The organism is Actinoplanes lutulentus, assembly GCF_003259845.1.
GTDB lineage: Bacteria > Actinomycetota > Actinomycetes > Mycobacteriales > Micromonosporaceae > Actinoplanes > Actinoplanes lutulentus.
The window spans coordinates 62977-87921 of record NZ_QLMJ01000030.1 but is presented as its reverse complement, the minus strand read 5'-3'; the positions used below and the strand labels follow the sequence as shown (position 1 = coordinate 87921).

The 24945-nt window shown below is 70.0% G+C and carries 26 protein-coding genes; 15 read left to right on the top strand and 11 right to left on the bottom strand.

What is annotated here, in order from left to right; genetic code table 11:
* Window positions 1–514: 514 nt before the first annotated feature.
* The gene (locus B0I29_RS43235; protein WP_111654991.1) at window positions 515–2830 is read right to left on the bottom strand and encodes a DUF4132 domain-containing protein; all 2316 of its coding nucleotides are present in this window, start codon (window positions 2828–2830) and stop codon (window positions 515–517) included.
* Window positions 2830–3099 (bottom strand): ubiquitin family protein, encoded by a 270-nt coding sequence (locus B0I29_RS43230; RefSeq protein ID WP_111654990.1) that lies wholly within the window; start codon window positions 3097–3099, stop codon window positions 2830–2832. Before B0I29_RS43230 ends, B0I29_RS43235 begins: the two co-directional genes overlap by 1 nt.
* 97 nt (window positions 3100–3196) lie before the next feature.
* On the opposite strand from B0I29_RS43230, the gene B0I29_RS43225 reads away from it, so the two are divergent.
* Window positions 3197–4381: an NAD(P)/FAD-dependent oxidoreductase gene (locus B0I29_RS43225; RefSeq protein WP_111654989.1), complete on the top strand. Its 1185-nt coding sequence runs from the start codon at window positions 3197–3199 to the stop codon at window positions 4379–4381.
* Between the two features lie 113 nt (window positions 4382–4494).
* Here the strand turns inward: B0I29_RS43225 and B0I29_RS43220 are convergent, their stop codons facing one another.
* The gene (locus B0I29_RS43220) at window positions 4495–4743 is read right to left on the bottom strand and encodes a DUF3040 domain-containing protein (RefSeq protein ID WP_111654988.1); all 249 of its coding nucleotides are present in this window, start codon (window positions 4741–4743) and stop codon (window positions 4495–4497) included.
* Between the two features lie 116 nt (window positions 4744–4859).
* Complete coding sequence (locus B0I29_RS43215) at window positions 4860–5297, bottom strand: MarR family winged helix-turn-helix transcriptional regulator (protein ID WP_111654987.1); 438 nt, start codon at window positions 5295–5297, stop codon at window positions 4860–4862.
* A gap of 66 nt (window positions 5298–5363) precedes the next feature.
* Here B0I29_RS43215 and B0I29_RS43210 point away from each other — a divergent pair, with 66 nt between their 5' ends.
* Window positions 5364–5768, top strand: a complete 405-nt coding sequence (locus tag B0I29_RS43210; RefSeq protein ID WP_146617094.1) for a ribosomal maturation YjgA family protein — start codon at window positions 5364–5366, stop codon at window positions 5766–5768.
* A gap of 38 nt (window positions 5769–5806) precedes the next feature.
* Here B0I29_RS43210 and B0I29_RS43205 read toward each other — a convergent pair whose 3' ends face one another.
* The 3 genes from B0I29_RS43205 to B0I29_RS43195 all read right to left on the bottom strand — a co-directional run bounded on the left by B0I29_RS43205 (window position 5807) and on the right by B0I29_RS43195 (window position 7762).
* Window positions 5807–6592 carry a polysaccharide lyase family 7 protein gene (locus tag B0I29_RS43205; RefSeq protein ID WP_111654985.1) on the bottom strand — a complete coding sequence of 262 codons (786 nt, stop codon included), beginning with the start codon at window positions 6590–6592 and terminating at the stop codon, window positions 5807–5809.
* 153 nt (window positions 6593–6745) lie between these two features.
* Complete coding sequence (locus B0I29_RS43200) at window positions 6746–7159, bottom strand: hypothetical protein (protein WP_111654984.1); 414 nt, start codon at window positions 7157–7159, stop codon at window positions 6746–6748.
* 96 nt (window positions 7160–7255) lie between these two features.
* Window positions 7256–7762: a winged helix-turn-helix transcriptional regulator gene (locus tag B0I29_RS43195; protein ID WP_220091589.1), complete on the bottom strand. Its 507-nt coding sequence runs from the start codon at window positions 7760–7762 to the stop codon at window positions 7256–7258.
* A gap of 97 nt (window positions 7763–7859) precedes the next feature.
* Between B0I29_RS43195 and B0I29_RS43190 the strand changes: the two genes are divergently transcribed.
* Window positions 7860–8117 carry a dihydrofolate reductase family protein gene (locus B0I29_RS43190; RefSeq protein ID WP_245973196.1) on the top strand — a complete coding sequence of 86 codons (258 nt, stop codon included), beginning with the start codon at window positions 7860–7862 and terminating at the stop codon, window positions 8115–8117.
* Between the two features lie 28 nt (window positions 8118–8145).
* Here B0I29_RS43190 and B0I29_RS43185 read toward each other — a convergent pair whose 3' ends face one another.
* Entirely contained in the window at window positions 8146–9141 is a 996-nt protein-coding gene (locus B0I29_RS43185) for a lysylphosphatidylglycerol synthase transmembrane domain-containing protein (protein WP_181558276.1), read from the bottom strand.
* A gap of 100 nt (window positions 9142–9241) precedes the next feature.
* On the opposite strand from B0I29_RS43185, the gene B0I29_RS43180 reads away from it, so the two are divergent.
* A complete protein-coding gene (locus B0I29_RS43180) occupies window positions 9242–9886 on the top strand; it encodes a hypothetical protein (RefSeq protein WP_111654982.1) in 645 nt (214 codons plus the stop codon).
* Between the two features lie 48 nt (window positions 9887–9934).
* Window positions 9935–12196, top strand: coding sequence for a putative bifunctional diguanylate cyclase/phosphodiesterase (locus tag B0I29_RS43175; protein WP_111654981.1), 2262 nt, complete (start codon window positions 9935–9937; stop codon window positions 12194–12196).
* Between the two features lie 216 nt (window positions 12197–12412).
* On the opposite strand, the gene B0I29_RS43170 is transcribed toward B0I29_RS43175, so the two are convergent.
* Entirely contained in the window at window positions 12413–13048 is a 636-nt protein-coding gene (locus B0I29_RS43170; protein ID WP_111654980.1) for an FMN-dependent NADH-azoreductase, read from the bottom strand.
* 106 nt (window positions 13049–13154) lie between these two features.
* Between B0I29_RS43170 and B0I29_RS43165 the strand changes: the two genes are divergently transcribed.
* Window positions 13155–13646 carry a MarR family winged helix-turn-helix transcriptional regulator gene (locus tag B0I29_RS43165; RefSeq protein ID WP_245973195.1) on the top strand — a complete coding sequence of 164 codons (492 nt, stop codon included), beginning with the start codon at window positions 13155–13157 and terminating at the stop codon, window positions 13644–13646.
* Window positions 13647–13655: 9 nt separating this feature from the next.
* On the opposite strand, the gene B0I29_RS43160 is transcribed toward B0I29_RS43165, so the two are convergent.
* Both B0I29_RS43160 and B0I29_RS43155 read right to left on the bottom strand, forming a co-directional pair.
* The gene (locus B0I29_RS43160; RefSeq protein ID WP_111654978.1) at window positions 13656–14462 is read right to left on the bottom strand and encodes a PIG-L family deacetylase; all 807 of its coding nucleotides are present in this window, start codon (window positions 14460–14462) and stop codon (window positions 13656–13658) included.
* 343 nt (window positions 14463–14805) lie between these two features.
* Entirely contained in the window at window positions 14806–15414 is a 609-nt protein-coding gene (locus tag B0I29_RS43155; protein ID WP_111655011.1) for an acyltransferase, read from the bottom strand.
* Between the two features lie 311 nt (window positions 15415–15725).
* Between B0I29_RS43155 and B0I29_RS43150 the strand changes: the two genes are divergently transcribed.
* From B0I29_RS43150 to B0I29_RS46215, 9 genes are read left to right on the top strand one after another with little or no spacing between them, the layout of a single operon-like run.
* Window positions 15726–16802, top strand: a complete 1077-nt coding sequence (locus tag B0I29_RS43150) for a Gfo/Idh/MocA family protein (RefSeq protein WP_111654977.1) — start codon at window positions 15726–15728, stop codon at window positions 16800–16802.
* Window positions 16799–17809 (top strand): NAD-dependent epimerase/dehydratase family protein, encoded by a 1011-nt coding sequence (locus B0I29_RS43145; protein ID WP_111654976.1) that lies wholly within the window; start codon window positions 16799–16801, stop codon window positions 17807–17809. Before B0I29_RS43150 ends, B0I29_RS43145 begins: the two co-directional genes overlap by 4 nt.
* Window positions 17810–17816: 7 nt before the next feature.
* The gene (locus B0I29_RS43140) at window positions 17817–18953 is read left to right on the top strand and encodes a DegT/DnrJ/EryC1/StrS family aminotransferase (protein ID WP_245973194.1); all 1137 of its coding nucleotides are present in this window, start codon (window positions 17817–17819) and stop codon (window positions 18951–18953) included.
* Window positions 18950–19615, top strand: coding sequence for an acetyltransferase (locus B0I29_RS43135; protein ID WP_111654975.1), 666 nt, complete (start codon window positions 18950–18952; stop codon window positions 19613–19615). The genes B0I29_RS43140 and B0I29_RS43135 overlap by 4 nt, the downstream gene beginning before the upstream one ends.
* Window positions 19612–20709, top strand: coding sequence for a DegT/DnrJ/EryC1/StrS family aminotransferase (locus B0I29_RS43130; RefSeq protein ID WP_111654974.1), 1098 nt, complete (start codon window positions 19612–19614; stop codon window positions 20707–20709). The genes B0I29_RS43135 and B0I29_RS43130 overlap by 4 nt, the downstream gene beginning before the upstream one ends.
* 41 nt (window positions 20710–20750) lie before the next feature.
* On the top strand, window positions 20751–22001 hold the full coding sequence (locus tag B0I29_RS43125) for an MFS transporter (RefSeq protein ID WP_111654973.1): 1251 nt from the start codon (window positions 20751–20753) through the stop codon (window positions 21999–22001).
* A complete protein-coding gene (locus tag B0I29_RS43120; RefSeq protein ID WP_111654972.1) occupies window positions 21998–23005 on the top strand; it encodes a TolB family protein in 1008 nt (335 codons plus the stop codon). Before B0I29_RS43125 ends, B0I29_RS43120 begins: the two co-directional genes overlap by 4 nt.
* A gap of 23 nt (window positions 23006–23028) precedes the next feature.
* Window positions 23029–23895 (top strand): DUF6492 family protein, encoded by an 867-nt coding sequence (locus B0I29_RS46220; protein ID WP_181558274.1) that lies wholly within the window; start codon window positions 23029–23031, stop codon window positions 23893–23895.
* Complete coding sequence (locus B0I29_RS46215; RefSeq protein ID WP_181558273.1) at window positions 23892–24932, top strand: glycosyltransferase; 1041 nt, start codon at window positions 23892–23894, stop codon at window positions 24930–24932. Before B0I29_RS46220 ends, B0I29_RS46215 begins: the two co-directional genes overlap by 4 nt.
* Window positions 24933–24945: the final 13 nt, after the last annotated feature.

Sequence of the window (24945 nt, the reverse complement as noted above, 5' to 3'; positions counted from 1 at the left end):
TGCGGTGCCATTGGGCTGTGGTTCGGGACGGCGATTGCCGGGGGAGAGCCGTGGCCGCAGAGGCGATCAAGAACGAGCGTCGTCTGCCAGCGGGACTTCGATTGACCAGCAGGGTCAGTGCTCGATCGCGGGCGGTGTGGCAGGACTGATAGCCAGCCGGATGACGCGCGCCGGCTTCCCGTGCTGGCTCGCGACCGGTTCGCAGCACCGAGCTCCAACCGGGCCGGGCGGCACACAGCGCACACGGTCACCGGCCGGGGACGGCGATACGGTCACGGCCCGGAACGGCAATACGTTCACCGGCCGGGGACGGCTATGCGGTCACCGGACGGGCACGGCGACGCGGTCACCGGACGGGGACGGCAATGTGGCACACGTTCGCGGCACGTGCCATGAGACCGTCTGGCCCGGGTTGCGCTGAACGGCCGGTGCCGTAACGGCTCTGCGCGATGGCTGAAGTCGAGAGTGGACACGGGTTCGCGGAAGTCGACGCGATCGTGGGGGATTCCCGCCGTCAGGTGCTGTGGTGGGCTCGCAGCTGGGCGACGATCGACGGGTCGGTGATGGCTGTGTCGTCGGCCAGGAGGAAGGCCTTGCTGAGGATCACCGTGAGGCGGTCCTCGTCGAACGGGATGAAGACCCTGTCGGTGGGTGCGCGCCGGGACGGGACGATGCAGAGGTAGGCGTTGCCCGGTTCCATCAGGATGTTGCCGCTGCCCAGATGGATGCGGTATGTGTGCAGGTCACCCCGGACGACCAGGTGGCGGTCGGTCAGTTCGCACCGGTTAGCGATCTTGGTACGCGGGAGGATGCGGGCCAGGGCGCTGCGGCGGACCTGGGCGGTGGCGGTCAGCTCGGCGTGGTGCTCGCGCTGCCAGTAGTCGAGGTGGCCGTCGAACCAGGCCGGGTCGGCGGCGATCGAGGTCACCGAGACGAAGAGGTCCACGTCGCGCAGGGCCTCGCTGAGCACCAGGGGTGGCACGTCGATGAGCGGAACTGTGCGCCACCCTGCGCCGCCACGCCGCTCGAACCACACCCGGTCGGTGCCGGCGGTCGTCTCGTCGATGTAGTAGTGGCGCAGCCCGATCCGCCAGGAACCGCCGGCGAGGACCCGGGTGGCGTCGGCGGTGTCGCCCGCGTCCCACGGGCCGAGCATCGTCGTGGTCCAGCCACGGGCTTTGAGCAGGGCGTAGAGCTGCTTGTAGTGCACGATGTGCGCGGCGAACCGGTCGGAGTGGGTGCTCGTCTCCTCCTCGGCCGGGGTGAGACGGTAGACCTCGCGGAACGCCTGCTTGATCGGCTGCCGCAGGTCCCGGCCGATGAGCAGGTCACGCCAGGCGCTGACCTCGCCGGCCGTCGCCGTAAGCGGATGCCACAACCTGATCTCAGCGTCAGCCTCCGGCTCCGCAACGGACTCCCCCGCGATCCCCGCGAAGGAGGAGTCATCGATCGGGAGCACCGCCCGCCACCCGCCCGCCTGGTCCGGGATCTCCCAGATCAGGCGCTGGACGACTGACCGGCCGAGCGGGTTGGACGCCAGCTCGTCGCGCCAGCGTGCGTAGGGCATCACCCGGCCGGTCGCGAAGCCTGCCTCCAGTGCCCGCGCGAGCGTCGCCAGATGGCCGCGCACCTTGGTGGCCAGGGCGCGGGCCTCTTTGACCTCCTCCGGACGGTCCCGGCGCAGCGCCGCCGGCACCGAGGACGACAGGCCGCCGCCTGCGGCCGGCCAGGCGATCTCCACCCCGGCGATCTTCAGCCCGTCGCCGAGGGTCAGGACGGAACCGGCTGGGCCGTGCAGCACCCCGTCGTGGGTGAAGCCGAGGTCGGGCAAGCGCAGGGCCACCTCGGGACGGTCGCCCAGTGCCCGGGCGATCCGCTGGAGTTTGCGGTCCAGCTGGCGGTGCACGCCCTTGTGCCGGGCCACCCCGCGGGCCTCCCGGAGCGCGGCCAGCAGCTCCGGTGTGGGCAGTGCCTCGGCGGCACGCGCCACCTCGTAGAGCAACGCCTGTGACGGCAGTGTTTTCGCCGCTGTCGGGGCCACGGCGACGGTCAGCAGCAGGGGGCGCAGCACGGGCATGAGCCAGGGCTCGTCGCGGATCAGGGCCACCCGGACGGCCCGGCCGAGCGCGGCGACCTCGTCCGACTCGAACGCCGCATCCGCCCGATAGGCGACCGTGCCCGCGTGGACGGCGGCGAGCCGGTCCCGGGCGGACTCCAGCGCACGTTTCGCGAACGCCGGGTAACCCGGCACGGCCGCCAAGCGGTCCCACGCGTCCGGCAGCGGGGGTGGTGAGTAGTAGGAGTAGTGGCCGTCGACCTCGCCGATCAGGGCCGGCCCGGACGGACCGGCTGCGGCCAGGGCCTCCATCTCGTCGCGGGCGATCCCATCGAGGCCCCACTTCGCGAGTTTGCCGACGAGACCCGCGCGGAGGCCGCCGCTGAGCACGGCTAGGGCCGTCACGGCGTACGCCGGAGCCTTGACCGTGAGCAACGCACCCGCAAGGCGCCCGGCAGAGATGGGCGGTGGCTCTGGGCTGCGCAGCAGCGCGGACGCCGCGATCACGGCAGCGGAATCACCGATGTCCGCCGAGGCGAGCGCGGCGAGGAGGTCGGTCAGCGACTCCGGGGTGAACGACGGCTGGCGGCTGTTGCAGGCGGAGGTGATGCCGGCGCGCAGGAACCGGGCCGGATGGTCGAACGGGATGCGCAGGGCGGCCGGCAGGAGCGTGCCGAGATCGGTGTCGGAGAGCTCGGTGAGCACCACCCGCAGCTCGGGATCGTGCAGGTCGGAGAGCTCGCGCAGGAGCTGGGCGGCGTGCGGCGTGGTCATCAGCCACCGGCCAGCGGGATCAGGCGTAAAAACGTGACCTCGGCGCCCGGGCGCAGCTCGATCATCTCGTCGAGGTCCTCGATCTGGCGGTCGCCGACGAGCACGACGAACCCGTTGCGGGCGAAGGATGTGATCGCCTGCTCGGGCTCGGCTGCGGCCCGGCGGCGGATCAGCTCACGCAGGGTGAGACGCTCGGACGGGAGCTCCAGGCGCCACCGCTCGGGCGGCCGCCCGGTGGTCGCCTCTTCGACGATGTCCACTGTCAACACGTGGGTAACCCTGCCACGCGGGTACGACACTTTTGGCCCATGGACAGCACCCGGCCATACCGTCCACTATGGCCGCAAGATCGATGTGAGGACATACATGACGAACCCGCACTATGACGTCATCGTGGTCGGCGCGCGCTGCGCCGGGGCGCCGCTCGCGACGCTGCTGGCACGCCAGGGACACCGGACGCTGCTGGTCGACCGGGCCACGTTCCCCAGCGACACGGTCTCCACCCACGTCATTCACCCGCCGGGCGCCGCCGCCCTGAAGCGCTGGGGCCTGCTCGACCAGGTCGCCGCGACCGGATGCCCGCCGGTCGGCAAGTACTCCTTCGACTTCGGGCCGATCTCGCTCACCGGCGCACCCGGTACGCCCGAGTCCCCGTACGCCTACGCGCCCCGCCGCCTGCTGCTCGACAAGATCCTGGTGGACGCCGCGGTGGCCGCCGGCGTCGAGGTACGCGAGGACTACAGCGTCGACGAGCTGCTGTTCGACGACGGCCGGGTGACCGGGATCCGGGGCACCGACGGCGCGAGCGAGCACGCCCGGTTCGTCGTCGGCGCGGACGGCCGCAACTCGATCGTCGCCAAGTCCGTGAAAGCGGAACAGTACGCCGAGCAGGACCCGCTCACGGTCGGCTACTACGGGTACTGGAGCAACCTGCCGACCGACACCTTCGAGGCGTACAGCAGGCCCGGCCGCGGCTGGGCGGTGTGCCCGACCAACGACGATCTCACCCTGGTGATCGGCGGCTGGCCGCACGCGGAGCTCGCCGAGCACCGCAACGACATCGAGGGCGAGCTGTACCGCACGTTCGCGCTCTCGCCCGCCTTCGCCGAGCGCATCGCCGGGGCGAAACTGGAGTCGAAACTGGTCGGCTCGTCGGTGCCGAACTACTTCCGGGTGCCGTTCGGTCCCGGCTGGGCGCTGGTCGGCGACGCCGGTTACAACCGTGACTACATCACGGCGCAGGGCATCACCGATGCGTTCCTCGACGCGGAGAACCTGGCCGCGGCACTCGACATCGCCCTGACCGGCACGGAGCCGGAGGACGCGGCACTGCGTGGGTACCAGGAGACGCGGGACGCGCGCGCCATGCCGGTTTACCAGATGACGCTGGGCATCGCGTCGCTGCAGCCGCCGGACGAGCAGATGGTCCAGCTGGTCTCGGCGATCATCGGCGACCAGGAGAAGGTGGACGCCTTCACCCGCCTCAACTCAGGCGTGACTAACCCGGCCGAGTTCTTCGCGCCGGAGAACATCGGCAAGCTGCTCAGCTGATGACGAGGCGTTCCGCCAAGCGCTGAGCAGGTGCGTGGGCCCCCGCTGGGGGCCCACGTGCGCCTCTGAGAGGCGTACCCAAGAAGGAGCCGGCGCCGAGGCGCCGAGGTTGGTCAAATGCGGCGATTCCAGCGCAAGACGCCGAGGATGAACGCGACCACCGCCACGCAGGTGACGATCACCCCGGCGGCGCCCCAGACGACCATCAGGATCGACAGACCGGCCCAGACCAAACCGCCGACAACGGACAGCGCGACCAGCAATTGCCTGGTCAGGGTACGCGGCTCCGCGAACTTGGGGTCGTCTGCTGCCAACCGCCCGATGATCCGGTCGAACTCCCGGCGTGTGTCTTTGGTAGACATCCCTGGTCACCCACCCTGTCCGCGGCTACGCCCATCGCGGCCTTGCCTTACCCAGGAACGGTACTTCGAGAACACGCGTCCGTGGGTAGTCTGCGGAGGATGAAACCGGACTCCTGTCACTCCGCCGCAGTTTTGAGGACCTTCTCCAGCGCCGCGGCGACCGTCCGGGACTCCTCGCCGCCCATCCGGCTGGTGAAATGCTCCTCGACGCCGGCGAGATAGGTCGGCGCCGCCTCACCCAGCCGGGCACGCCCGGCTTCGGTGATCATTGCGTACGCGGACCGGCGGTCGTCCGGGTTGCTCTCCCTCGTGACAAGACCGGCCGCGGCCAGGGCGTCGACCACACGGCTTGCCCGGGTACGGCTGACGACTGCCCGCTGACCGAGTTCGCCCATGCTGAGGCGGCGGTCCGGGGCGGAGTCGAGTTCGAGCAGGACGTCGTACCAGGCGAGCTGCAATCCACAGGCGGCCTGCAGTTCACGATCGAGCCGCGGGACCAGGGCGGCGTGCACTCGCAGCAGTGCCGCCCAGGCAGCGGTGTCGGTGGCGCTCATCACGCCAGCCTAGCTCCCATTGTGCGTGCGCACGCACTGGTTGAACCGGCCTTCTACCGTCACGCCGTGATCAAAGTGCGGGCGACGGCCGTCCTGGCGGCGCTCGTCATTCTGGCCGTGGCGCTGGGGATCCGGCTGATGCCCGGCAGTGGCGGGATCCTGGACGGTTCGGGTGCTTTCGCGCAGAATTCCGGGACCGCGCTCTACGCCTCCATGATCTACGCGGGCGTGTTCGTGCTGGTCCCGGCCGCGCGGCCGGTCACCGCCGGGATCGCGGCGATCGGTTTCTGCTGGGCGGTCGAGTTGTTCCAGCTGACGGGCGTTCCGGAGCACCTGTCGGAGCGGAGCCTGATCGCCCGGCTGGTGCTGGGCGCTCACTACGACTCGGCGGACATGCTCTGGTACCCGATCGGCGTGATCCCGCTGGTCGCCATCCATCACGTCCTCCGGACGCGTCGCCGCAGCAGCTGATCACCCCGGCGGGCCGGGGTGATCAGCATCGGCCAGGGTCAGCCGTGTTTCACCGTGAGGCTGTAGAACTTCACCTTCGCCCCGTTCGAGGTGCTCTCCGACGACGACTGGTTGTAGGAGCCGGCCTTGAAGTACTGCCGGTACGGGTTGAACGCCGACGGGATCGTGTAACTGGTCTTCTGACCGTTGAGGGTCAGGCCCAGCTGGTTGCCGACCACGTTGATGACGTAGGTCCACTTCACACCGAGCGCGACGTTGCCGACCTTGTGCAGGGTCTGGCCGCTGGCGTCGGGCGAGTTCTGCGTACCGAAGAAGATGTCGCCGTTGGGCCGGTAGTACAGCTCGGCGAGCGGCTTGGTCGAGGAGCCGCCGGTGCCGAGTTTCACCTGGCCGACGGCGACGTTCTTGGTCACTGAGACGATGCGCAGCTGCGCGCTGAGCGTGTGGTTGCCGGCCAGCGTCCAGTTGGCCGCGCTGCCGTCGCGGTTCATCTCGCGCAGCTCGGAGCGGGCGTATTTGGAGTTCGGCGTGGTCACGCCTTTCTCCGGCGCCCAGAACGTCATCGAGCCGTCGTTCTTGTCGGTCCAGAAAAAGGTCGGGTTGGTGTAACCGCTCGCACCTTTGAGACGCGCCGGCGAAATGGTTTCCGGGCTGCCCGGCGAGCCGACCGGCAGCTGCAGCGACCAGACGGCCAGATCGAAGTTGCCGCCGGGCGGCAGGCTCGGGTCGAGCGCCGCGGCCGAGGCGTTGGTGACACCGAGAATTCCCAGGCCACCGACCACGGCGGCGGACAGGGCGAGACCGAGAAACTTGCGCTTGTTCATGGGGAAGACCTCACGACGGTACGGGGATCAGGGGTGCCTCAACACAATCGCGCACCGTCACGACCGTCAATGTTTAACAGTCTTAAATAACCTTAAATAACGTCAGACCGAGTCGGGCCGGTGGGGCTACCCCGCCGGCCCGAAGGACGACCGTCAGCACATCGGATCGGTGAACCAGAAACCGATGTCGTAACAGCTCGTGTCCGTGTTCGTGTCAAGGATGACCGTGCCGGCTCCAGGGTTCGGATCGACCGGACCGGTGCCGATCGGAGCACCCCCGCCACCGGGGATGTTCGTCACGGAGGTGCCGCCGGTGTCGATGCCGACCGTGCCGGCGGCAGCGGGAGCGGTCCACGAGCTGCCATCAGTGCCGACGTCGCTCGGCACCGGAAGGCTCCGCAGGATGCGATCCTCAAGGTCCCCGGGATTCGGAAGCCGGCAGCAGGCGCCTCCCGCATCCGCGGGCACCGGCGCGGCGGACGCCGCGCCCGCCCCGAAGTTCGCGCCCGCCGCCAGACCCGCTCCGATCATTAGCAGTCCCATGCCCGACGAGAAGTTGAATTTCATGGCTAATACCTGACCTTTCCGGATTTATCCTCTAAACCGGAAGGGTAGGTTCCGCGCCAACGGGCAGATGTGCGTATCGCCCGATTCACGACGAACTCAGCTGTCGGCGCGGGCGGACTCGGCTAGGAAAGCCGCGGTCAGGCCGTCCAGGACCGATGGCGTGCCGGGTGCCCGCTTGATGCCCAGGTGCAGCTCGCGCAGCTCGTCCATGAAGTCGGCCCACAGCTCCGGACCGCCGCGTTCGAGCAGTTCGGCGCGGATCGCCAGCTCGCGGGTGACCGGCAGATGGCGGCGGCCCCACGCGCCCAGGTGGGCGAGGACCGGCACCAGCTGGATGGCCGGCTCGGTGAGGCTGAGCAGCATCCGCTGCTTGTGACCCGGGTCGGGCTCGGAGGTGATCATGCCGAGCTCGGTGAGGCGGCGCAGGCGGTCGGCCAGGATGTTCGACGCGATGCCCTCTTCGGACCGGGTGAGCAGGGCGCGGAAATGACGCCGGTTGCCGAACATCATGTCGCGGATGATCAGCAGCGACCATTTGTCGCCCAGAACCTCCAGCGAGAGGTTGATCGGGCAGCCGGAGCGGGGCTCTTCCACGGTCGTCACATGTTCCTCCCGAGTACCACTTGCACCCTACAACTGGTCTTCGCTACGGTGCAAACCGGTAGCAGTTTGCAATCGGTTTGAGCCCTGAGGAGAGGTCATGGTCTTCGTCACCGCCACCGTCTCGGTGTCCGCCGACGGCTTCGTCGCCGGTGTCAACCAGACAGCCGAGAAGCCGTTCGGCGACGGTCCGGCCGACCAGCTGCACCGCTGGATGTTCGAGACCCCGGAGGAGAACCGCGAGGTCATCGACGCGATCCTGGATGCCGGCGCGTTCATCATGGGCCGCAACATGTTCGGCCCGATCCGCGGCGAGCACGACCTGTCCTGGACCGGCTGGTGGGGGCCCGAACGCTGAATATCGCACCGGTGACGGTCGGGGCCGGTCAGCGGCTCTTCGACGGGGTGCCGCCGCTGAGGCTGGAGCAGGTGTCGTCGCGGTCCGCGTCGCTGGTGACCCACGTGACGCACCGGGTGCTCAACAACAGGTGACCGGCGAGGCCGGCCGGGAGCAGCAGCCAGAAGGAGAGCAGGCGATAGCCCAGGACCACGGCGACCGCCGCCGTGCCGGGTGCGCCCGCGGTCACGAGACCGGCCAGCAGGCCGGCCTCGATCAGGCCGATGCCGCCCGGGGTCACCGGGATCTGCCGGACGATCTGCGCGGTCAGGTACGCCCACGCGATCTTCTCGACGCCCACCGTCACGTGGAAAGCCGCGGCCACCGCCAGCAGGCACGCCAGGTCGAGGGCCCAGTTGACGATCGCGTAACTCAGCGTTGTCAGCCAGCTCTTAGTGCGTACCCCTCGGGCTGAAATGATCGCCTCGCTCGCGCCGGCGGCAATCCGGGTGAGAAACGCGGAGCGGAATTTGATCTTCGGCGCGTTCGCGCGCCGCAGGAGCGCGACGGCGGCGACCAGCGTGACCACCAGCAGCGCCGATGCCCACCAGAGGCCGGTGAAGAGCGCGCCCACCGCGTAGAGCAGTGACAACGCGGCCACCGACACCGCGCCGGACAGAACCGTGACGGTCGCGGCCGCCGCCGAGGTCGCGCCGTAACGGCGATAGTGCCGGTACGCGTAAGCGGCCGAGACCACCGCGCCGGCCGGAAGCACCATGCTGAGCGCGCTGCGACTGTAGGTGAGCGCGACCGCCTCCCGCCTGCGCAACCGGGCGCCGAACGCGAAGAGCAGCGCTCGCTGCTGCTGGGCGAACGCGATCTGGGAGGCGGTCGCCGCGAGCAGTGCCACCGCCAGCCACCAGGTGCCGGCCGTCCGCCAGGCGGTGAGCATCGACGCCGGGTCAGGGAATTCCTGCCGGAGAAGCACGATCACACCAGCGGCGACCACCAGGGCGGCGAGGAGGCGTTTCGTCCGAGATGACACACCGATGACACTCCCCGGTTGCTGTCATCCTGTCGTCATCCCGGTGGGGTCACTGCTCGTACCGCAAACGCGGTACACAGGCGGCCCATAGCCTGAGCTGGTGCGGTTCCCGAAGGCGGTGCTCGGCGTGCTGATCGCCGACGCCGTGGTCGCTGTCGGCGGCGCGCTGTTCGCCGCTCCGTGGCTGCTCGGCCTCGGTGGCGTGGTGGTCTTCGTGATGCTCGCGCTGCACCCGGTCCTCACGCATCGGGTCATGCCGGTGGCCGTGCGGGTGCTGATCCGGCTGGGCCTGCTCGGCCTGGCCCTCGCCGTGCTGGTGCAGGCCCACAACCTCGCGGTGTTCCAGTCCGCGACGGCGTCGGCGACGGTGAGCGAGATCCTCGCGATGAACAGCGACGCCGCCCGGATGCGCGACCAGGCGATCCGGGCGCTCGCCGGCACGAGTCTGCTGATGCTGGCCTGCGGCGGGTTCGGCACCGCACTCGCGATCCTCTGGCCGCCGGCACGCCGGGCCGCTGTCTGGGGATTCTGCGTGCTGGCGGTCAGCGCCCTCCTGCACGCGGCCGGCGCCGTCGCCGCGTGGCGGGCCGTGCCGGCCCCGATGCCCGCGACCGTGCTGCCGGACGACGCCGGCACCGCTGTGGTCTCCACGATCGTCGGGATCGACCCGGTGAGCGCGGCCCTGATCGGGATCCTGCTGCTCGGAGCGTTCCTAGCGGTGGACGGGCACGCGCCGAGGTCGTGAAGGGCTCACGTATCTCGCGTCTGTTCCGATAGTGCTGATGTGCCGCCCGTGTCGATCTTCGGAGCGACGCCGCGCCGCGAGCTGGTGGCGTGGTCGGTGCTGGGTGCGCTCCTGCTGATCGACATGGTGACCTGCGTGCTCACCGACGCCGGTTCCGCGGTGGGCGACACCCTCTTCGCCGGTACCGTCAACAACGCCTTCTACCTGCTGCCCGGCGTGCTGGTGGCGGTACGCGCACGCCGCACCCGTGGCCCCACCAGACCCGCCTGGCTGTTCCTGGCCGCCGGAATGCTCGCGTACGCAGCAGGCAACCTGTACTGGACCCTGTTCGTCGCCGACCTCGACCCGGAACCACTGGTCACCCCGGCCGATCCGATGTGGCTGGCGTTCTACCCGTGTTTCGCGACGGCACTGGTGCTGCTGCTGCGATATCGGCTGCCGCGGGTCAGCGCGCCCGCCTGGTTCGACGGGGTGATCGCGGCCGGCGCGGTCTCCGCACTGGTGTCGCTGCCGGTGCTGCACGCGGTCGATCCCGCGCCCGGTTCCACGATGCTCGGGGTGGTCGTCAACGCGGCGTACCCGCTCTCCGACATCGCGGTGGCCGGTTGCCTGCTCGGCGCGTGGGCGCTCTCCGGCTGGCGGGCCGACCGGGTGCTGATCCTGCTGATCGCCGGCATGGGCCTGTTCGCGACCGCCGACGCGATCAGCATGGTGCTGCTGTGGCAGGCCGTCGACGTACCCGCCTCGCTCGGCATGATGTGGACCCTCGGGCTGACCCTGCTGGCGCTCGCGGCGCACCAGCCGTCCAAGGGTGTGACCGCCCGGAAACCCAGCATGCTGGTGAGCACCGCGATCCCCTCGGCGCTCGCGTTCCTCTGCCTGACCCTGCTCTCCTACGCGGCGTTCACCACGCACGAGGTCGCCCCGGTCAGCAGCGCTCTCGCGGTGACAGCGGTGGCGGCGGCGATCGTACGCATGATGCTCAGCGTCCGCGGCGCGGAAGCACTCGGCACGGCCCGCCGGCAGGCGCGTACCGACGAGCTGACCGGCCTGGCGAACCGGCGCTGTTTCGTCGAGCACCTCGACGCCAAGCTCGCCGCCCGGGGCGAGACCGAGCTGGCCGTCGCGTTCGTCGACCTGGACCGGTTCAAGGAGGTCAACGACAGCTTCGGCCACGACGTCGGCGACAGCCTGCTGCGCATGGTCGGCGAACGGCTGCGTGAGTCGATCGAGCCGCCGGTCATGCTGGCCAGGCTCGGCGGCGACGAGTTCGGCCTGGTCATGCCCGGCATGGGTACGACCGAAGCGGCCGCAGTGGTCGACCAGGTGCTCCGCACACTCCGGGAACCGTTCGCCCTGCGCGAGGTCGACCTGCACGTCGACGCGAGCATCGGCATCGCGATCTGCCCCGCGGACGGCGACGACCGGTCCACCCTGCTGCGCCGCGCCGACGTGGCGATGTACACGGCGAAGACCGGCCACGGCGGGCCGGTGTTCGCGACCGGCCTGGACGACCAGGCCAAGGCGCGGCTCACCATGCTGGAGGAGCTGCGAGCCGGGCTCGGCCGCGACGAGCTGGTGCTGCACTACCAGCCGAAAGTCACCGTCGAGCCGGTTCCCCGGGTGCACGGCGTGGAGGCGCTGGTCCGCTGGCAGCACCCGGAACGCGGGCTGATCTACCCGGACACCTTCCTCTACACCGCGGAGAGCGCCGACCTGATGGGCCGGATCACCGCGCTGGTGCTGGAGCTCGCGATCCGGCAGGCCCGCGAGTGGCATGCCGAAGGTCTGGAGATCTCCGTGGCGGTGAACCTGTCCGTTTCCGATCTGCGCGATCCCGGTTTCCCCGATCAGATCGCCGAACTGCTCCATAGGTACGCGCTACCTACCAGCGCGCTGGAGCTGGAGGTCACCGAGAGCGTGCTGATGACCGACGCCGAACAGGCTCTGAGCGTGCTCGGTGCCCTGCGCGCGATGGGCATCCGGCTCGCCGTCGACGATTACGGAACCGGCTATTCCAGCCTCAGCTACCTGCAGAAACTCCCGGTCGACGACCTGAAGCTGGACCGCGCCTTCGTGAGCCGCTGCGCCACCGACGAACGCAGCGCGGCGATCGTGCAGAGCACCGTGCAACTGGCGCACAGCCTCGGCATGCGCATCGTCGCCGAGGGGGTCGAGGACTCCGAGATCTTCGCCCGGCTCCAGGAGTACGGCTGCGACCTGGCACAGGGGTACGGAATCCTGCGCCCGCAGAGCGCTGCGGTCGTCACCGACTGGCTGCGGTCGCAGACCTCGGCCATGGCGGCGTGACCGTCCGTCGGGGCTCCAGGCGGACGCTCCGGCCGGCGGAACTATCGGTTTCGCCTCTGCGGCGGCGTTCCACCGTACCCACGCATGGCCTGCGAGAGTGACCGGAACGACTGCCAGGACCACCGCGAAGGCGGCGCCCCAGCGCCGTCGGCCGATTCGCACAGCCGGAGTCTAAGTGGACCGCGCCAACTCGGCGCGGTCCACTCGGTCCGGGTCTCAGGCCTTGTCAGCGAGGGTACGACCGGCGGCCGCGGCGGCCTCGTGAGCGGTCTTGCGCATGAGGTTGGCGGTCTCGGTGAACTGGTCCAGCGCCGGGTTCACGCCGACCAGGGTGAACTCACGCTCGATCAGGATGAGGTCGGCACCCCAGATGTCGCCGACGACGCGGCGCAGGTAATCGGTGTTGTGGTCCCAGCCATCACGCGGCGTGCCCGGGCCGTAGGCGCCACCACGGGTGGTGAGCACGACGACCGGCTTGCCGTCGAGGTACTTCTCGCCGTTCTCGCCGCCGGCCATCGCCAGGTCGAACCAGGCCTTGACGTGCTGCGACACGCCGTAGTTGTAGAACGGGAGCGCGAGGATCGCGGCGTCAGCGTTACGCAGCTCGTCGGCCAGCTCGGCGGCCAGGGCGACGGCGCTGGTCTGCGCCTCGCTGCGCTGGTCGGCCGGGGTGTAACCGGCGCCGACGGCGGTCGCCCAGGCGTCCGAGGGCAGCGGGCTCGTGCCGAGGTGGCGACGAACGAACTCAGTGCCCGGCTTGGCCTCGGTCAGCTCCTTCTCGACCAGATCGGCGAGCTCGCTGCTCGCGGAGTTCGGTCCGAGGATGCTGGCGTCGATACGCAGGACGGCCATGAATGGTTCTCCCTTTTGCTGCCGATTTGAATGTTCAACTGCTCCCTGAGTTTGCCACCGCAAGTATTGAATGTTCAAGTGCCAAGTTCGGGTATCGTGCTCAGTCGTGACCGATCGCACAGACGAACCGTGGCTCTCCGACGACGAGCGGCACGCCTGGATGGCGCTCAACGCCATGTTCGCGGTCCTGCCCCCGGCGATCGACGCCCAGCTCAAGCGCGACTCGGGCATCAACTTCTTCGAGTACCAGATCCTGTCCTGGCTCTCCATGACACCCGACCGGATCGTCCGGATGGGCATGCTGGCGCACCTGGCGGGCGGCTCGCTCTCCCGGCTGTCACACGCGGTGACCCGGCTCGAACGCCAGGGCTGGGTGACCCGGCGCACCACGGACAGCCCCGAGGGGCGCTGCGTCCAGGCAGCACTCACCGACGCGGGGATGGCGATGGTGGTCGCCGCCGCGCCCGGTCACGTGCGGGAAGCGCGGCGGCTCATCTTCGACGTGCTCACACCGGAGCAGGTCGGTCAGCTGGAGCAGATCGGGCGGCAGCTGGTGGAGGCGGAGTCGCCACAGACGGCCGCCTGTTTCCAGGACTAGTTTTCAGGGCTAGTTAAAAAGGTCCGTTTCGTTTCCGTCGGCTGAGTCTCCGACCTTGACGAATGACTCCACGCCCATGACCAGGCTGAACGTCTCGCGGCCCAGGCTCAGGAAGAACGCGCCATCACCCTGGCTGGCATGCGCGGACAGCGCGTCGAACTTCTGATCGATCACGTCCGACACATCGATCCGCGTGGTGATGTCCTCGTCCTCCCAGCCCATCGGCGGCGCGTCCTCCGCCGCCGGCCCGTCCAGGCCGATGCCCATCTCACGCATCCGCTCGCCAACCTTGACCATCATCGACCGGGGCATCGCGCTCATGTAAACCTTTGCGGGTTTCGCCAGCTCGACCGCGGCCATCGTCACGCGGTGAACCTGGATGTGGTCCGGGTGGCCGTACCCACCGTTCTCGTCGTAGGTGAGCACCACATCCGGCTGGTACTTCTCGATCAGCGCGGCCAGCCGCTGGGCGGCCACGTCGACCGGGGTCGCCCAGAACGATCCCGGAGCGTCGTTGGTGTCCCAGCCCATCATCCCGGAGTCGTGGTAGCCGAGCGTCTCCAGATGCGAGACCTTCAGCGCGGCGCAGCTGGCCTCCAGCTCCCGCCGCCGGGTGGCGACAACCGCCTCCGGGTCATGCCCGGGGTCACCGGGCTTGACACCGTTCGGCCCATCACCGCACCGGCCGTCGGTGCAGGTCACGACGATGGTGGTGACACCCTGCGCCGCGTACTTGGCGAGAACCCCACCGGTGCTGGTCACCTCGTCGTCGGGGTGAGCATGCACAGCCAGCAGCGTCAACGGACGATCACTCATGCCGCAACCCTAGACAGCACCGCCCCACCCGGCAGCCACCAGCCCGCCTCACCCCGAAAACCCGCGCACGGCCAGAGAACGCCCAAGCACGCCCAGACCATGCCCAAAGCACGCCCGGATCACGGCCGGACCCGAGCACAAAGCGCCGGCCCGAACCAGCTCGCGCTTGTGGTCGCGTTTTCGGGCCCTGCTCGCACCCGGCGTCGCCATGAATGGTCGGCAGCCGCTGCCGCTGCCGAGCCGCGGTGCGGTGCGGGGGGTGCTGCTCGGCTCGGTGGGCCAGCGCCTGCTGCGCCTCGGCCCGGTGACGGCCGGCGTTCGTCGATCCGGGGTGACCCGGCGGTCAGCTTTCGGTGAGGAGGCCGTCCTTTTCGGTGTACTCGGCGCCGGTTTCCGGGCAGACCCAGATGCCGTCGCCCTTGGCGGTCAGCGGGCGGCCGGCGCGGCCGACCCAGCCGATGCGCTTCGCCGGCACGCCGACGACCAGGGCGAAGTCGGGGACGTCCTTCGTGACGACCGCGCCGGCTGCCACCAGGGCCCAGCGGCCGACGGTGACCGGAGCGATGCAGACCGCCCGGGCGCCGATCGCGGCGCCGTCGCCGATGGTGACGCCGACGGCGTGCCAGTCGTCGCCGGTCTTGAGGACGCCGTCGGGGGTGACGGCGCGCGGGTACTCGTCGTTGGTCAGCACCGCGGCGGGGCCGACGAAGACGCCGTCGCCGAGACGGGCCGGCTCGTAGACCAGGGCGTGGTTCTGCAGCTTGGCGTTGTCGCCGATGGTGACGCCGGGGCCGACGTACGCTCCGCGGCCGACGTTGCAGTTGCTCCCGAGGGTGGCGTCCTCGCGGATCTGGGCGAGGTGCCAGACGCGGGTGCCGGCTCCGATCTCGGCCCGGTCGTCGACGTCGGCGGTCGGCGCGACGGTCACACCCTCACGGGTCGGCGAAGTCATGGTGGTCCCTTTCACGAGGAGCTGATCGCGCCAGGGTAGTGCCGACGAGATCAAGATCATGTCAGCTAGCCGACGATCTCACCCTTTGTGACCGATGGTCGCCGTCCACGCTGACCGTCAGGTGCAAAGGCAATATCCGAACGTCCGGGGTTGACCCCCCGCCTCCGCCGGAAATCCGTCTTTGATCTGGCGCGCTCCGTAGCCGGATCGATAGCTTTGCGCGTCGGGACGCACGCCGCCAGGAAAGCACCGGCATCCCTCGAAAGCCTTACCGAAGCCGACGACGTGGCTTCCAGAACGAACGGATCTCCGTGACTCCTCCCACCACGCCCGATCAGCCGATCGGCGTCGCCGTCGTCGGGGCCGGCTACTGGGGCCCCAATCTCGTCCGCAATTTCCAGGGCTCCTCGGCCTTCCACCTGCGCTGGCTCTGCGACCTCGACGTCGAGCGCGCCAAGAAGGTCCTCGGCGGTTACTCGACCGTTCAGGTCTCCGCCGACCTCGACGAGGTCCTCGCCGACCCCGAGGTTCACGCCGTCGCCATCGCCACCCCGGCCGGCACCCACCTCCCGGTCGCCATGGCCGCGCTGCGCGCCGGCAAGCACGTGCTGGTCGAGAAGCCTCTGGCCGCCAACTACAGCGAGGGCGTCCAGCTCGTCGAGGAAGCCGCCCGCCGCGGCCTGACCCTGATGTGCGACCACACCTACTGCTACACGCCGGCCGTCCTGCGCATCCGCGAGATGCTGCACGCCGGCGAGCTGGGTGAGCTGCACTTCCTCGACTCGGTGCGGATCAACCTGGGCCTCGTTCAGCGTGACATCGACGTCGTCTGGGACCTCGCGCCGCACGACCTGTCGATCCTCGACTTCGTGCTGCCGCCGGACGTCCGGCCGATCGCGGTGGCCGCGCACGGTGCCGACGGCATCGGCGCGGGACGGGCCTGCGTGGCCTATCTCACGCTGGAGCTGAGCAACGGCGCGATCGCCCACATCCATGTGAACTGGCTCTCCCCCGTCAAGATCCGCACGACCATCGTCGGCGGCTCGAAGAAGACCCTGGTCTGGGACGATCTCAACCCCAGCCAGCGGATCTCGGTGTACGACCGCGGCGTGGACGTCTCCTCCGCGGCCGGCGAGGACCTCGGCGAGGAGCAGCGCCGTGACATGCTGATCTCCTACCGCTCCGGCGACATGGTGGCTCCGGCGCTGACCGAGCGCGAGGCGCTGCGCACGATGGTCGACGAGTACGCGCGGGCCATCACGACCGGCACGCCGGCGCTGACCGACGGCCGCTCCGGGCTGCGGGTGCTGGAGATCCTCCAGGCGGCTTCGCGGAGCCTCGCCGAGGGCGGAACAATGATCAAGCTTGACGAAGGGCACATGGCGTGACTGGGGTACAGATCGAGGGCGCACGCGTCCTGGTCACCGGCGGGGCCGGTTTCATCGGGTCCCACCTCGCGGAGCATCTGATGCAGCGTGGCGCCGAGGTGACCGTGCTGGACAACTTCCGCAACGGTCGCAAGGAGAACCTGCGCTTCCCGGGCGCCGAGGCGATCAAGGTCGTCGAGGGCGACATCCTCGACGAGGAGACCACTCGGTCGACCGTCGCCGGCCAGGACGTCGTGTTCCACCTTGCCTGCCTGGGCGTGCGTCACTCGCTGCACAGCCCGGTGGAGAACCACCAGGTCAACGCGCTCGGCACGCTCAACGTGCTGGAGGCGTCCCGGGCCGAGAACGTGGGCCGGTTCGTCTACATGTCGACGTCGGAGATCTACGGCCGGGCGACCGAGTTCCCGATCACCGAGGACACCACCCCGTGGCCGCTGACCGTCTACGGCAGCAGCAAGCTGGCCGGCGAGCACTACGCCCGCTCCTACAAGGAGTGCTGGGACCTGCCGGTCGTCTGCGTCCGGCCGTTCAACAACTACGGGCCGCGGGCGCACTTCGAGGGTGACTCCGGCGAGGTCATCCCCCGCTTCATCCTGCGCGCGCTCTCCGGTGAGGCGCCGATCGTCTTCGGCGACGGCACCGTGACCCGGGACTTCCTGCACGTCACCGACTGCGCGGAGACCCTGGCCCGGATCGCGGAGACCGACGAGCTGATCGGCGAGGTGGTGAACCTCGGGTACGGCGAGGAGCTCAGCATCGGCCTGCTCGCCCGGACCGTGCTGGAACAGGTCGGCCGCACCGACCTGGAGCCGATCTTCGCCGAGGACCGCCCGGCCGACGTGCCCCGCCTGTGGGTGGACACCACGAAGCTGCGCAAGACCATCGACTTCGCGCCGAAGGTCTCGCTCGCCGAGGGCATCGGCGGCACGGTGGAGTACTACCGGCAGCTGCTCGCCGACAACCCGGCGGCGCTGGACCAGATCCAGACCAAGAACTGGCTCGGGTGAGGTGACCATGACCAGGAAGATCCAAGTCATGCTGCCCATGCTCGGCGAGGAGGAGGCGAACGCCGCGGCGGACGCGATCCGCTCCGGCTGGGTGGCCCAGGGTCCCCGCGTCGCCCGCTTCGAGACCGAGTTCGCCACAGCGGTCGGCGCCGGTCACGGCATCGCGGTCAGCTCCTGCACCACCGGCCTGCACCTGGCCCTGGTCCTGCACGGCATCGGCCCCGGTGACGAGGTCATCGTGCCGTCGCTGTCGTTCATCGCCACCGCCAACTCGGTCCGGTACGTCGGGGCGACCCCGATCTTCGCCGACGTCGATCTGGCCACCGGCAACCTGACCGTGGAGACGATCGACGCGGTGCGCACCGATCGCACCCGGGCGATCATCGCGGTGCACCAGGGCGGCATGCCGTTCGACACCGCGGCGCTGCGCAAGGCCGCGGACGGCTGGGGGCTCGCCCTGGTCGAGGACGCCGCCTGCGCGGCGGGCTCCACGGCGTACGGGCAGCCGGTCGGCGCCGGCGCGGCGATCTCCGCGTGGTCGTTCCACCCGCGCAAGGTGATCACCACCGGCGAGGGCGGCATGATCACCGTGGACGACCCGGAGGCCGCGACCCGCCTGCGCCGCCTGCGCGAGCACGGCATGAACGTCTCGGCCGCCGAGCGGCACGCCAGCAAGCAGCCGGTGCTGGAGGCGTACCTGGAGACCGCCTACAACTACCGGATGACCGACATCCAGGCAGCTGTCGGGATCGTGCAGCTCGGCCGGCTTCCCGGCCTGATCGCGCAGCGGCGGGAGATCGCCGCTCGTTACCAGGAGCTGCTGGCCGACATCGACGGCCTGGTGCCGGTCAACGACCCGGCTTACGGGCAGACCAACTACCAGTCGTTCATCGTGCTGATCAACCCGGAGTACGGCACCGGTCGCGACGAGGTCCTCAGCGAGCTCGCCGCCCGGGGCGTGTCCGCGCGCCGCGGCATCATGGCCTCGCACCTGGAGCCGGCGTACGCCGATGTCACGCCGGGCCCGCTGCCGGTGACCGAGCGGCTCACCCGTGACTCGCTGATCCTGCCGTTGCACCACGAGTTCACCGAGGACGACCAGGACTACGTGGTCGGCATCCTCCGCGAGCTGGCCCGCCCGTGAGGGATCTCGTCATCGTCGGTGCGGGCGGTTTCGCCCGGGAGACGGCCTCCGCCGCGGCGGCCGCCAACCGGGTACGCCCGACCTGGCGGATCCTCGGGTTCGCCGACGACAACCCGGCGCTGCACGGCACGGTCCGTTCCGGGCTGCCGATCCTGGGCAGCGTCGACGACGTGATCGGCACGGACGCCGCCGTCGTGGTGTGCGTCGGCAACCCGTCCAACTACACGGCCCGGCGCGGCATCGTGGAGCGCCTGGGCCTGCCGGCCGAGCGGTACGCCACGGTCGTGCACCCGTCGGCCGAGGTCGGCGCCGGCTGCACGGTCGGCCCGGGCAGCGTCCTGCTGGCCGGCACGGTGCTGACCGCCGACCTCGAGGTGGGCTCGCACGTGGCGGTCATGCCGCACGTGGTGATCACCCACGAGGACCGGATCGAGGACTACGTGACCATCGCCTCCGGTGTCCGTCTGGGCGGCGGGGCGACTCTGCGGCAAGGCGCGTATATCGGCGCCGGTGCCCTGGTCCGGGAGGGCGTGACCGTCGGCGCCTGGTCGCAAATCGGCATGGGCTCCGTCGTGCTGCGCGACGTGCCGCCCGACGAGGTCTGGGTGGGCAGCCCGGCTCGTTTCCTGCGCAGCGCCAAGCTTGAGGAGTTGACATCGTGAGCAAGATCCCGCTCGTCGACCTGGCCGCCGCCCACGCGGAGGTGGCCGACGAGGTCGAGACCGGATTCAAGCGGATCTTCGCGGACACCGCCTTCATCGGCGGCCCCGAGGTGGCGGCGTTCGAGAAGGAGTACGCGGCCTTCTCCGGCCTGCCGCACGCCATCGGCGTGGCGAACGGCACCGACGCGCTCGAACTCGCGTTCCGCGCGGTCGGCGTGGGCCTCGGCGACGAGGTGATCCTGCCGGCCAACACGTTCATCGCGACCGCCGAGGCCGTGGCCCGTACCGGTGCGAAGGTCGTGCTGGTGGACTGCGATCCGCGTACCTATCTGATCGACGTCGAGGCCGCGCTCGCGGCAGTGACGCCGGCCACCAAGGCGATCGCGCCGGTCCACCTCTACGGGCAGCTCGCCCCGGTGGAGCAGCTGCGTGCCGGCCTGGCCGGCCGCGACGACATCGTGATCGTCGAGGACGCCGCGCAGTCACAGGGAGCGACCAGGTTCGGGGTGGGCTCGGGCGTCGACGGCATCGCGGCGACCAGTTTCTACCCGGGCAAGAACCTCGGCGCGTACGGTGACGCCGGCGCCGTGACCACCTCCTCGGAGGAGTGGGCCACCACGGTCCGCACCCTGGGCAGCCACGGTGGCCTGCGTAAATACCACCACGACCTGGTCGGTGTGAACAGCCGACTGGACGGTCTGCAGGCGGTTGTCCTGCGCGCCAAGCTGGCCCGTCTGTCCGGGTGGAACGTGCAACGCCGAGCCGCCGCTGCCCGTTACGCCGAGTTGCTGTCCGGCCTCGACGACGTAATCTTGCCGGTGACCCTCGACGGCAACGAGCACGTGTGGCACATCTTCTGTGTCCGGGTGCCGCGTCGTGACGAGGTGCTGGCCACGCTCAACGAGAACGGCATCGGCGCCGCGATCCACTACCCCATCCCGGTGCACAAGACCGGCGCGTTCGCCTCGCTGGGCGGCTCCTTCCCGAACGCGGAGAAGGTGGCCCCGGAGATCCTGTCGCTGCCGATCTACCCGCAGATCACCCCGGACCAGCAGGCCCGGGTCGCCGAGGTGCTGACCGACGCGCTGCGCTGAGCTTCACCGCACCACCAGCAACAAATGAAGTGAGGTAGCACGTGTACGTGTCGCTGCGGGACCGGCCGGGATCCGAGGAGGGGGCAGGGACCGGAAGCACCGTCAAACGGGTCTCCTCCACGGTTGTCCTGCTCGGTGTGGTCAGCCTGCTGACCGACATCTCCTCCGAGATGGTGGCGTCGGTCCTGCCGCTGTACCTCACCGTGGCGGTCGGGCTCAGCCCGGTCGCCTACGGCTTCCTGGACGGCATGTACCAGGGCGTCAGCGCCTTCCTGCGGATCGCCGGCGGTTACGCCGGCGACCGCGGGGGCCAGCCCAAGTGGGTCGCGGTCGTCGGGTACGGGGCCTCCGCGCTCAGCCGCCTCGCGATGCTCCCGGCGGCCGGCTTCGCGGCGATCACGGCCGTGGTGACCGTCGACCGTCTCGGCAAAGGGCTGCGCACCGCGCCCCGGGACGCGCTGATCGCCGAGGCGTCCGATCCGAAGATGCTGGGCCGCGCGTTCGGCGTACACCGGACCCTCGACACGATCGGCGCCGCGCTCGGCCCGCTCGTCGCGTTCGCGCTGCTGGCGAGCGTGCCCGGCAGTTACGACTCGATCTGGGTGGTGTCGTTCGCGGTCGCCACTGTCGGCGTCGCGGTCCTGGTGCTCTTCGTGCCGAACCTGCGCAACAAGTCGGCGACCGCGCGGATCGGCCTGCGCCGGGCGCTGCGTGAGGTGAGCAGCACCCGCCTGCGCCGCCCGCTGCTCGCGGCCGCCGCGCTCGGCCTGCTGACCGTCGGCGACGGCTTCCTCTACCTGTCTCTGCAGGAACGCGACGACCTGGCGGCCCTGTACTTCCCGCTGCTCTACGTCGGTACGAACATCGCGTACCTCGCTCTTGCCGTACCCATGGGTCGCCTTGCCGACCGCGTAGGCCGCGCTCGCGTCCTGGTGGCCGGGCACGGCGCTCTGCTCGCGTGTTACCTGCTGGCGGCGCTCCCGGCCGGCGGCATCGGGCTGACCCTGGGTGTGCTGATGCTGCTCGGCGTCTTCTACGCGGCCACCGACGGCGTGCTGCCGGCGCTGGTCTCCCGCCTGGTCCCGGCCGAGGCGCGCGGCAGCGGCATCGCGGCCGCGCAGACCGTGGTGGCGCTGACCCGGTTCGCGTCGTCGGTCATCTTCGGCCTGCTCTGGGCGGTGCAGGGTCCCAGCAAGTCGCTGCTGCTCTTCGCCGGCCTGCTGCTCTTCGCGATCCCGCTGGTGGCCTGGCTGCTGCGCGGCATCGACCGCACCGAAGAGGCAACAGCATGACCAACCTCAAACCCCGTTTGTACACGCTGGGCGCGGTTCTGATCATCGCGGTGCTCGGCGCCACCGGTTACGTGTGGAACGTGCGCCAGGACCAGGCCGAGTCGCTCGCCAACGCGCCGCAGGTGGCGACCGCCGGCGACCCGGCCGCGCTGCGCGGACAGCCGCACGTGGTCTTCCGCAACACCGCGGCCGGCGAGAGCTACGGCAAGGTCGCGGTGGTGCCGCTCGCCGACCCGGACGGTCCGCGCGCGTTCACCCCGGCCAGCTGCGAGCGGGTCTACGCGACCGCCGACGACGCGGTCTGCCTCTCCGCCGAGCGGGGCCTGGTGACCAGTTACAAGGCGCGGGTGCTGGACAGCACGTGGCAGCCGACCCAGGAACTGTCGCTGACCGGCATCCCCAGCCGGACCCGGCTGTCCCGCGACGGCACTCTCGCGGCCACCACCACGTTCGTCTTCGGTGATTCCTACGCCAACCCCGGTCAGTTCTCCACGCGTACCCTCGTGACCCGGGTGGACGGCGAGGAGATCGGCGACCTGGAGAAATTCAAGCTCGTCGTCGACGGAAAGACGATCACCGCGTCGGACAAGAACATGTGGGGCGTCACGTTCGCCGACGACGACAAGTTCTACGTGACCGCCGCGTCCGGCGGGAAGACGTGGCTGGCCGAGGGCAGCCTGTCGAAACGTACCGTCACCACGATCCGCACCGACGTCGAGTGCCCGTCGCTGTCGCCGGACGGCACCCGCATCGCGTTCAAGAAGCACGGTGACCTGCCCGCCGGCCAGTGGCGGCTCGCCGTGTACGACCTGCGGACCGGCAAGGAGACGGTGCTGGATCCGACGAACAACCTCGACGACCAAGCCGAGTGGCTCGACAACGAGACCGTCATCTACGGGCTGCCCCGCGACTCCTCCAGCGACGTCTGGCAGGTGCCCGCGGACGGCAGCGGCAGTCCTCAGGTGTTCATCCCGGACGCCTGGTCACCCGCGGTGGTGCGATGACGCCACCTCAACGAAGGACCCACATGTCACGACTGGCCGTCATCACCCCGAGCTACGCACCGGACTTCGAGCTCTGCGCCGACCTTCACCGGTCGGTGCTGCGGCATTCCCCGGAGTCGGTACGCCACCACATCATCGTGCCGGCCCGGGACCTCGAGCTGTTCGGACAGCTCGCCGGCCCGCGTACGGTCCTGCACGACGAGGCTGACTTCCTGCCCGGCTCGGTCCGGTCGCTGCCGGGCACCAAGTACCGGGTGAACCTGCGGCAGCCGTTCCCGCCGCTGCGTGGCTGGATCCTCCAGCAGATCATCAAGCTCGCCGCGGCGTCCCGCGCCGAGGAGGACGTCGTCGTGATGGTGGACTCGGACATCGAGTTCATCCGGCCGTTCTCCGCCGAGACGTTCCGCCGCGACGGCGTGGTGCGCTTCTACCGCAACCCCGGCTTCATCGACGACCGGCTGCCCCGGCACGTCAAGTGGCACCAGGCCGCCCGTACCCTGCTGGGCCTGCCGGCCGCGCCGCCGCCGTACCACGACTACGTGTCGTCGCTGCTGGCCTGGGATCCGGCGCTGGTCCGGCAGCTGCTGGAGCGGGTGGAGGCGAGCACAGGCCGCCGCTGGGCGGACGTGACCGGCGCGCAGCTGCACTTCTCCGAGTGGACCCTGTACGGCGTCTTCGTCGACCAGCTGGCCGCCGAGTCGAGCCGGTCGTTCGCCAGCGACGACGCGCTCTGCCACGCGTACTGGGACGAGACGCCGCTCGACGCGACAACCGCCCGGGCGTTCGTGGCCGGTGCCAAGGACGACGACGTGGCCGTCATGATCTCCGCGAAGTCGCGGACCCCGCTCGACGCCAAGCGGGCCGCCTTCGGCGTCACGGAGCAGTCGTGATCAAGGATTTCGTCAAGTCCCGCCTGCGGTCGCAGGAGATCCGCCGCCGGCAGATCCCCGCGTTCGCCGCGACCGGCGGGACCGGTGACGGCGCCGTCTACTACCTGGCGCCGGACAACGACTCCCCCAGCGGCGGCGTCCGCGTCATCTACCGGCACGTCGACCTGCTCAACAGCCTCGGCATCCCGGCCAAGGTGGTGCACGCGGCCGACGGTTTCCGCTGCAGCTGGTTCCCGAACACCACGCCCGTCGTGGCGGCCGGCCGGGTCAGCCTCGGCGCCCGCGACGTGCTCGTGGTCCCCGAGTGGTACGGCCCCGGCCTCGGCGGCCTGCCCGAGGGCCCACGGATCGTCATCTTCAACCAGCGGGCGTACGACACGTACGACCTGATCCCGTACGAGGAGACCGGTCCGGGTGCGCCGTACGCCGGCATTCCCGGCCTGGCCGCCCTGCTCGCGGTCTCCGACGACAATGTGGACCTGCTGCGGTACGCCTTCCCCGGCGTACCCGTCCACCTGACCCGCAACGTGATCGACCCGTCGGTGTTCCACCTCGGTGGCCCCGAGCGTCCGCGCCGGATCTCGTTCGTCGGGCACCGCCGGTCCGCCGAACGCGAGCAGCTGCTGCACATCCTGCGGTCACGCGGTGTCCTGGACGGCTGGGACGTGGTCGCGATCGCCGGGAAGACCGAGCTGGAGACCGCGGAGATCATGCGGAACACCGCGATCTTCCTGAGCTTCAGCGAACGGGAGGGCTTCGGCCTGCCGCCGGCCGAGGCGATGGCCTGTGGCGCGTACGTGGTCGGTTATCCGGGCCTCGCCGGGCGGGAGTTCTTCGTGCCGGGGCTGTGCTCGCCGGTCGCCGACCAGGACCTGCTCGCGTTCGCGCGGGCGGTCGAGCAGGCCTGCATCCGGTACGACAAGGAGCCGCAGACGCTGATCGAGCTCGGTGCGGCGGCGTCGGCGCGGGTGCTGGCGCGGTACGACACCGAGAACCTGCGGACCGATCTGCGGACGTTCTACTCGACACTCCTGTAGAAAAAGGGGGCCC